Source organism: Kribbella sp. NPDC051952 (assembly GCF_040680855.1).
Classification (GTDB): Bacteria; Actinomycetota; Actinomycetes; order Propionibacteriales; family Kribbellaceae; genus Kribbella.
The window spans coordinates 40,814-48,745 of record NZ_JBFAXQ010000042.1; the positions used below are offsets into that span (position 1 = coordinate 40,814).

General features: G+C 67.2%; 9 protein-coding genes. 1 reads left to right on the forward strand and 8 read right to left on the reverse strand.

Going from position 1 to position 7,932, the window contains the following annotated elements; genetic code table 11:
- Positions 1 to 44: 44 nt before the first annotated feature.
- Positions 45 to 788, reverse strand: a complete 744-nt coding sequence (locus AB0L70_RS39645) for an SDR family NAD(P)-dependent oxidoreductase (protein WP_363692060.1) — start codon at positions 786 to 788, stop codon at positions 45 to 47.
- Between the two features lie 300 nt (positions 789 to 1,088).
- On the opposite strand from AB0L70_RS39645, the gene AB0L70_RS39650 reads away from it, so the two are divergent.
- Positions 1,089 to 1,937, forward strand: a complete 849-nt coding sequence (locus AB0L70_RS39650) for a class I SAM-dependent methyltransferase (RefSeq protein ID WP_363692061.1) — start codon at positions 1,089 to 1,091, stop codon at positions 1,935 to 1,937.
- Positions 1,938 to 2,012: 75 nt separating this feature from the next.
- Here AB0L70_RS39650 and AB0L70_RS39655 read toward each other — a convergent pair whose 3' ends face one another.
- From AB0L70_RS39655 to AB0L70_RS39685, 7 genes are all read right to left on the reverse strand, one after another.
- A complete protein-coding gene (locus AB0L70_RS39655; protein ID WP_363692062.1) occupies positions 2,013 to 2,216 on the reverse strand; it encodes an antitoxin in 204 nt (67 codons plus the stop codon).
- A gap of 105 nt (positions 2,217 to 2,321) precedes the next feature.
- Positions 2,322 to 3,074 carry an isocitrate lyase/phosphoenolpyruvate mutase family protein gene (locus AB0L70_RS39660; protein WP_363692063.1) on the reverse strand — a complete coding sequence of 251 codons (753 nt, stop codon included), beginning with the start codon at positions 3,072 to 3,074 and terminating at the stop codon, positions 2,322 to 2,324.
- Positions 3,075 to 3,087: 13 nt separating this feature from the next.
- Positions 3,088 to 4,035 carry a sigma-70 family RNA polymerase sigma factor gene (locus AB0L70_RS39665; protein WP_363692064.1) on the reverse strand — a complete coding sequence of 316 codons (948 nt, stop codon included), beginning with the start codon at positions 4,033 to 4,035 and terminating at the stop codon, positions 3,088 to 3,090.
- Entirely contained in the window at positions 4,032 to 5,426 is a 1,395-nt protein-coding gene (locus AB0L70_RS39670) for an MFS transporter (protein ID WP_363692065.1), read from the reverse strand. The genes AB0L70_RS39665 and AB0L70_RS39670 overlap by 4 nt, the downstream gene beginning before the upstream one ends.
- A gap of 86 nt (positions 5,427 to 5,512) precedes the next feature.
- Positions 5,513 to 6,790, reverse strand: a complete 1,278-nt coding sequence (locus AB0L70_RS39675; protein ID WP_363692066.1) for a hypothetical protein — start codon at positions 6,788 to 6,790, stop codon at positions 5,513 to 5,515.
- Positions 6,783 to 7,550 carry a hypothetical protein gene (locus AB0L70_RS39680; RefSeq protein ID WP_363692067.1) on the reverse strand — a complete coding sequence of 256 codons (768 nt, stop codon included), beginning with the start codon at positions 7,548 to 7,550 and terminating at the stop codon, positions 6,783 to 6,785. The genes AB0L70_RS39675 and AB0L70_RS39680 overlap by 8 nt, the downstream gene beginning before the upstream one ends.
- Positions 7,547 to 7,915, reverse strand: a complete 369-nt coding sequence (locus AB0L70_RS39685) for a hypothetical protein (protein ID WP_363692069.1) — start codon at positions 7,913 to 7,915, stop codon at positions 7,547 to 7,549. Before AB0L70_RS39685 ends, AB0L70_RS39680 begins: the two co-directional genes overlap by 4 nt.
- Positions 7,916 to 7,932: the final 17 nt, after the last annotated feature.

Here is a 7,932-nt window from a genome sequence, read left to right on the forward strand (position 1 = left end):
CACCGTCGCCTGAAGTTGTCGCTGTACAACGTAGTAGATGAGCTTCAGCCGAGGTCGCGGATGTGCAGGACTGCGCCGTTGTCGAGGTCTCGGTCCAGCAGTGACCAGATGACGCGGGCAACATTCTCCGCCTTGGTCAGCAGGCCCTGTTGGTCCATTTCCCGGAAGCGGGCGGACTCCGGCACCTGGTCGTCGGTGACGGAACGCAACTCGGCCTGCATGTCCGTGTCGACCGCGCCGGGTGACACAGAGATCACTCGGCAGCCGGGATTTCGGCGTTGCTGTTCCAGGCCGGTCGTGCGGACCCATTGGTCGATCGCGGCCTTGCCGGCGCAGTAACTGGATTCGCCCTCGTGTGGTCGCTGTGCGGCACCGGACGACATCATGATCAGGTGCTGCTCGCAGTCCCGCCCGGAGGCTGCGGTCAGGAACGCGTGACCGAGAACCTGAGCAGCGGCCGAGTTGAGCAGAACGTTGCGGGTGTACAACTCGGTGTCGACGCGGTCGGCCGGGCCGAGTGGTGTGAGCGTGCCGGCGTTGTGGACGAAGACGACCAGGTCCGGCGACAGTTCATCCATCCGTTGCTTGAAGTCTTTCTCGACGACCGACCACGAGGCCGGATCGGCGAGATCGACGGCGACATGGTGCGCGCCCGGCGCACCGCCGCGGCGAGAGATGTCCACGAGTTCGGCTTCGAACGGCATCGTCGTCGCCAGCGCGGCCCCGATTCCGGCCGATGCGCCAGAGATCCAGACCAGAATCCTGCCGAACGAATTCACTGCCTCCACCCGCCCCAGGGCAGACCAGATTCCAGCATCATGCAGTTCCCCCTGCAATGCCAATGAGTCCCCTCGGTTAAGCAGCGTACGTCGGAATCCGCCCAGATCGAACCCCTGTCAGCGATTCTGAGATTCGCCGGCCAGTCCGTTGCCCCGGGCGCGCAAACGCTTGACCTGCCAGCGAACTCACAGCCAACACTCGGTCAGGCAAGCCGTCCGGAGAAACGAGTAGGCCCCCACCGGTGCCGTCGGCAACTGCTCACGTTCGGAGCGTCGCTCCGAGTCAGCAGCTGTCGATAGCATCGGTGGGTGAATGCCACGGAATGGAACTTCGAGTGGGACCCGACCCTGTACGCCGGAAGCGCGGAGCATTATGCGGTGGGCCGGATGGCCTACCCGGTTGCGTTGGCGGAGGCGGTGCGAGATGAGCTCGGGTTGGACGGGACCGGGCGGTTGCTCGACGTGGGCTGTGGTCCCGGGGCGCTGACGCTGCTGTTCGCGCCGTACGTCGAGGAAGTGGTCGGCGTCGACGCGGACGGCGACATGCTCAAGACCGCTGCTCGCCGGGCAGAACAAGCCGGAATCGACAACACGAGCTGGCGGCAGCTACGGGCGGAGGAGTTGCCGGCTGACCTCGGGACCTTCCGGGTGGTCATGTTCGCGCAGTCATTCCATTGGATGGATCGGTCGCTCGTCGCCGATCGGGTTCGTGGCATGCTGACGCCGGATGGCGCGTGGGTACATATCGGCGCCACGACGCACCGAGGACTGGACGGTACGAACGATCTTCCGCATCCACGCCCGCCCTGGAACGCCATCGACGAACTCGTGGCCCGCTACCTCGGCCCGGTCCGGCGGGCCGGCCAGGGAGTGGCCCCGAGCGGCACCCGTCCAGGCGAAGAGGACGTCATGCGTGCCGCCGGCTACTCCGGTCCGACCCGAATCGTTGTCGGTGGCAACGAGATCGAGGAACGCACCGTCGACGACATCGTTGCCTCGGTCTTCTCGCTCTCCAGCTCGACCCCGCACCTGTTCGGCGCGGAACTGTCCGCGTTCGAGACGGATCTCCGCGCTCTCCTCACCGAAGCCGCCGACGACAACCGCTTCTCCGAACAACGCCGGGAAATAGAAGCCGTCATCTGGCGCGACGTCCGGTGACGTCGCCGAGCGGCCGCGGGCATGGGAGCCTGCGGCCGCTCAGCGGTTCTTTCGAGGGGTGACGTCCAGTCGTGATTACTGGATGTCGTCGTCCTGACCGTCCAGGCCGTCGAGCCGGTCCTTCGCGAAGTCCGTACCCTGCTCGATCTTGTCGCCGTGCTCGCCGCCGGTCTTCTCGTTGGCGAACTCACCGGCCTTGTCGACGCCCTCGCTGACCTTGTCGCCGTGCTCGTCGACAGCTTCGGTCGCCTTGTCCTTCAGGTTGTCGAACATACCCATCGTGTTTCCCCGTTCGTTCGATGGTTGCCTGAACTACCTATCGCTTCTGTCGTACCCGATCACGGCGATCCCACACAAGGACTGAGGACCCTTGTTCTCGAGGAATCACTCGGCAAACGGATTCCGATCCGCGCTGATGGCCGGAAGCAACGATTCCGCAAGCTTGCTGTAAAGGTGACGCTGGATCATCGGACCGAAGCTGATCCGGGCCACCCCTTGCGCGGTGTAATCGGCGAGGGAGTTGGCCCCCTGCCCGTAGCCGACGTTCACCGGGCCGGAGATCTCCTTCACCAGCGTGCCGATCAGGTCGAGATCGCCGACGCCGATCGGGTACACACAATCGGCGCCCGCGGCCAGATAGCGGGCGGCGCGGTCGAGCGCCGTCTGGAGCTGCTCCTCCGGCGTGCCGGCCTTGCGCACGAAGGCGTCGATGCGGGCATTGATGACCAGTTCGGTGCCGGCCGCGGCACGGATCGCGGCGAGGAAGTCGGCTTGTTCGGCCGGATCGATCATCGTGGCGGTGGCCGGGTCTGAGTCCTCGAGGTTCAGGCCAACGGCGCCGGTCGCGAGGAAGCGCTCGACGAGTTCGGCCGGTGCGAGTCGGTAGCCACGTTCGAAGTCGATCGTGACAGGAACCGACACAGCACGGACGATCTGGGCGGTCGCCGCCAGGACGTCGTCGACCGGGGCCTCTTCGCCGTCGCCGTACCCGAGGATTGTCGACGTTGCGAAGCTGCTGGTCGCGACCGCGGGGAAGCCCGCCTGCTCGACCATCCGGGCCGAGGCCGCGTCCCAGGCGTTGGGTAGGACGAGCGGTGTGCCGGGCACGTGCAACGCCCGGAGTGTGCTTGCTGACATGGGTTTCTCCGTCTTAGCGAGATTGAATGATGGGAAGGCCGAACGCCGGGAACAAGGCAGGCTGGTGGAAGCCCATGACGGAGGCGATGCCACCCTTGGCCAGGGTCAGGACCTTGATCGAATGGGCGTGGTAGAGCTTGTCGTCGCCGCGGATGTACAGCGCGAACGCGGGCTGCCCGTTCGCCGATGTCTCGACCAGGATCCGCCGGTCCGGCCCGTCCAGGAGCTTGGAGTCCAGAAGCCGCAGTACGTCGCCACGCCCGCTGAACCAGGTGGGAATCGGCGGCATCTCCCACCGGGCGTCCGCGGTGAACAGCCCTTCCAGCGCGACGAGATCCTTGCTCTCCATGGCCGCCGAGAACTGATCGAGTACGGCCCGCCGGAGCGGTTCGTCCGGTTCGCTGACGTCCTCTTCGCTCGGTCGGAGCCTGGCCAGCTCGGCGCGGGCTCGCTGCAACGAACTGTTGACCGCGGCGGTCGTTGTGTCGAGCAACGTCGCGACCTCGGCGGCCGGCCAGGTCAACACCTCGCGAAGGATCAGGACGGCGCGTTGCCGCGGGGGAAGATGTTGCATCGCGGCAACCATCGCGAGCCGCAGACTCTGTCGATCGCCGACAACTGTCGCTGGGTCAGCGCCGAGCATCTGATCGGGAAACGGTTCCAGCCAAGGGACTTCGAGCGCTCGCGGATGGATTTCGTCCGGATCGTTGCCCGGAGCACCGAGCGCGGACGGAATCACCCGACGGCTGCTGTGCTGCAGGAGGTTGAGGCACACGTTGGTCGCGATCCGGTAGAGCCAGGTCCGAACGGTCGAGCGCTGTTCGAAGTCCGCGTGCCCACGCCAGGCACGCAGGTACGTCTCCTGGACGGCGTCCTCCGCGTCATGCAGCGAGCCGAGCATCCGGTAGCAGTGCGCCACCAACCCACCTCGATGCAACGCGAACTCGTCCTCGAGGTTCATCCAACTCCCTCCGCCACCTTGGTCACTACCGGTCCCTGGGTACGGCGTCGCGCGGTGATGCCGAGCCCGGACAGCGCCCCGAGCAACGACAGTACGCCGCAACCCGCCAGCGCCCGGGTGAAACCATGACCGGCGTACCCGCCGGCGGAGACGAAGACGGATCCGAGTACGGCGACGCCGGCGACGCCACCGAGTTGGCGGGTCATGCTGTAGACGCCGGAGGCGATTCCGACGGACTCCCGGGGGAGTGCACCGACGCCCGCACTCTGCGCGGCCGGCATCGCCAGCGAGATCCCGCAGCCGCTGATCACGAGCGGCAGGACGAACTCGTAGTACTCGTGGGTGCCGTGGCTGATCAGGCTGAGCCAGAGCATGCCGATTGTCTGCAATGTCAGACCGACCACGACCAGCGGGCGTTCACCGACGCGGTCGACCAGCCGACCCGCGAGCGGACCGACGATGAAGAGGGTCGCGGTCCACGGCAGCAGCTTCAGACCGGCCATGAACGGGCCGGAACCGAGCACCACCTGCATGTACTGCGAGAGGAAGAACACCGCGCTGAACAACGCGGCGCTGAGGAAGAAGCCGGCCGAGTTCGCCGCGCTGAAGGTCGGGATCCGGAAGAACGGCAGCGGGATCATCGGGTGCTCGGTCCGCTGTTCCCAGGCGGCGAAGGCACCGAGCAGTACGACGCCGGCAATCAGGGATCCGAGGACCTCGGCGCTCGACCAGCCCTTGCTCTGGCCGTTCACCACGCCCCAGACGAGTCCGAGTACGGCGAGGCTGATCAGGATCGCGCCGGTCAGGTCGAGTCGGCGGACCGGGCCGGTGCTCTCGGGGATCTTCCGCAGTACGAAGGGGATCGCGACCAGGCCGACCGGGACGTTGATCCAGAAAATCCATTGCCAGGCGAGGCCTTCGGTGACGGCACCGCCGATCATCGGGCCGGCCAGGACCGCCAGGCCGGTGAGGCCGCTGAACACGCCGGTCGCCCAGCCCCGGCGTTCGGGTGGGAAAGCTGCTCCGAGCAGGCCCATTGCAAGTGGCATCACGACCGCCGCGCCGACGCCTTGGACGGCCCGGGCCGCGATCAGGAGCGGGAGCGTGTTGGCCATCGCGCAAGCCACCGAGGCTGCGGTGAAGAGGCCGAGGCCGGCGGCGAACGTACGCCGTCGACCCCACCGGTCGCCGATTGCGGCGGCCGTCATCAGGAGCATCGCGAAACTGAGTGCATAGGCGTTCACCGTCCACTCGAGTTGCTCGGCCGAGGCGCCGAGATCCGCCCGGATGGTCGTCAGCGCCGCCGCGACTACCAGTACATCCAGTGCCACCATGACCGAGCCGATCGAGGCCAGGCCCAAAACCCATCGTTGTTCACTTGTCGTCCGCACAGGTCCTCCAGAAATTCGCTGTCACCCGTACAGACAGCGGCCGACCGGCAAACTCATCGGTCCGATGACACCTGATTTCCGGTGGGTTACCGACGACGCATGCGGCGTTGGGCGGCTGCGGCGGCGCCGCTGGTGAGGATGAGGAGGAGCGTGGCCAAGGACCAGCGGCGGAGAACCTGGACGGTGTGGTCCTCGGGCTTGGGTACGGCGGCTGCCCGGGGAGCGAGGGTGAAGTCGACGGGAGCGCTAGGTGGGCGCGATGGGACCGGCGTCGGAGTTGGGGTCGGGGTCGGCTGGACATCGGGAGGCGGAGGAACCACGAGCGAAGGAGTCGGCGTGGGGGTGGGTGAAGACCGCCGGCTCGGCGACGGAGTGGGCGTGGGAGTTGGAGTAGGTCTTGGCCTCAGGGTCGGAGTCGGAGTCGGAGTCGGCCGCGAGCTGGGCCTGGAGGACGGCGACGGAGTAGGCGATGGGCTTGGTGTCGGCTTACGAGTGGGCGTCGGAGAGGGTGTGGGCGGTGGCGGTGGCGGGGCAGCCTGACGGAGGCAGCCGGCCGCGTCGCTGTCGGCCAGAGCCCGCCCCGACGTCACCTCGCGAGACGAGCCGTCGAAGCCGATCCGGTATAGCTGACTCGCCCGTCCATGTCCCGTGTGGACGGCGTACAGCCCCGACGATCCCACCACGACCGAGCTGTACGAGTCCTGCCAAGGGATCCCGGGCACGCTGGCGATCACCCGTACCGCGCCGGTCCGCGGCGACAGGCTCACAACCTTCGCCACATGCCCGTACGTTGCCACCCCGTACAGCACCCCGGACACCGGATCCGCCCCGAAGTCCTCGACCGACAACCCGAGCACCGGCAGGTGCACGACCTGCACGACTTGCCGGTACGTCGAACTCCGCGGGTCGATGTCCACTGTGTAGAGCCGATGCAGATCCCGCACATACAGCCGCGACCCCACCACCGCGCCAGCCGTCGGATCCGCGATGCCCCCGACCCCGCGCCGTATCTCGCCCAACGACGTGACCCGACCGGCCCGGGTGACCGTGACGAGCAACGGATGCCGGAGCAGCCAGCCGTGCTTGTCCCGGGTCGCGATCCCGTAGACGAGGTCCTGATCCCGTGCATACCCGGCCGCCTGGATCTGGTAGTCGAGCCGCCCGACCTCGGTCGTCGTACCGGATGGCAGGTCGACCCGTACCAACCGCGACAACGAGTGGTAGCTCGTCGATTGGAAGTCCAGGTACGAGCACTCCGCGGCGGCGGTCGACGGCTCGGCCAGAACCACACCGACCAAGGCGGAGGCGGACGCAAGCGCGGCAACCACCGCGGTGCTAACAAAGGCCCGTCGGACGTCAGCCACTGTCGCTCAATCGGGCCAGCGCCGACAGGAACGCGTCCGGACCCACATCGGCGCCACCGCTGAACGGGTTCTGCAACTGGTAGATCGCGAACAGGAGCAGGCCGATCGCTCCGGACAGCATCGACACGATGAAGGCGTACGAGTACAACCCCGGCCCGCCGAACATGAACATCAGCGCCACCGACATGACACTGCCGATCAGGATCGCGAACCACACCACCGCGCTGACCCCGCTACCGCTCGACGTCAGCCGGACCTGCCGCGCCTGGTACACGTTCCAGACCTGGTTGGCCGCTTCGACCCGGCGATCCTCCTGCCGTTCGCTCGTAGTCTTCGCCTGCTCGACCGTCCGCTGCAGCTCGGCCAGCACCGTCCAGCCCTCGCTGCCGACCTCCCGTCCCGACCGCATCGCCGGCCACTCGCGCTCCGACACCTCGGTCGCGTACGAACGCGTCAGCGTCTGGATCTTGCCCCGATCCGCCGCGGCCAACGAGTTCCCCGCCCACTGCACCGCGACCAGCGCGTTGGCTTCGTCGTACGTCGTCTTGTCCGCCGTGTCCATGCCGTCGAACAACGAGATCAGCACGAACGCCGCGATCACCACGTTGACGCCGCCGACGACCGTGAAGACCTGCCCGGCGACCTCGTTGTTGGAGGCAAGTCCCTCCCGTTGCCGCCACCTGCGCAGCACGACCGCGAGGATCGCGGTCACGATCATCACGCTACCGACCCACAGCAGCCCGCTCAGGAAGAGGCTCATAGCTGCCTCACCGCCGCCGGCAACGTGAACCGCACGTTCTCCCGGGTCACTTCATGCTCGACCACCTCGACCGGCCCAAGGGCTGCGATCCGCGAGATCACCTCGTCGACCAGCACCGGTGGTGCCGACGCACCCGCGGTCAGTCCGACCACCTCCACCCCGTCGAGCCACTCCACCAGGACGTCGGAGGCCCGGTCGACCAGGTACGCCGTCGTACCGTTGCGCTCGGCAAGTTCCACCAGCCGCCGCGAGTTCGACGAGTTGGCCGACCCGACCACGATCACCAGCTTCGACCTGGACCGGGACGAGGACGTCTGGGCCAGCGGCTGGGTCGACACCCCAGAACCCGAGGACCGCACCGACATCGACGAGCTCTGGCAGA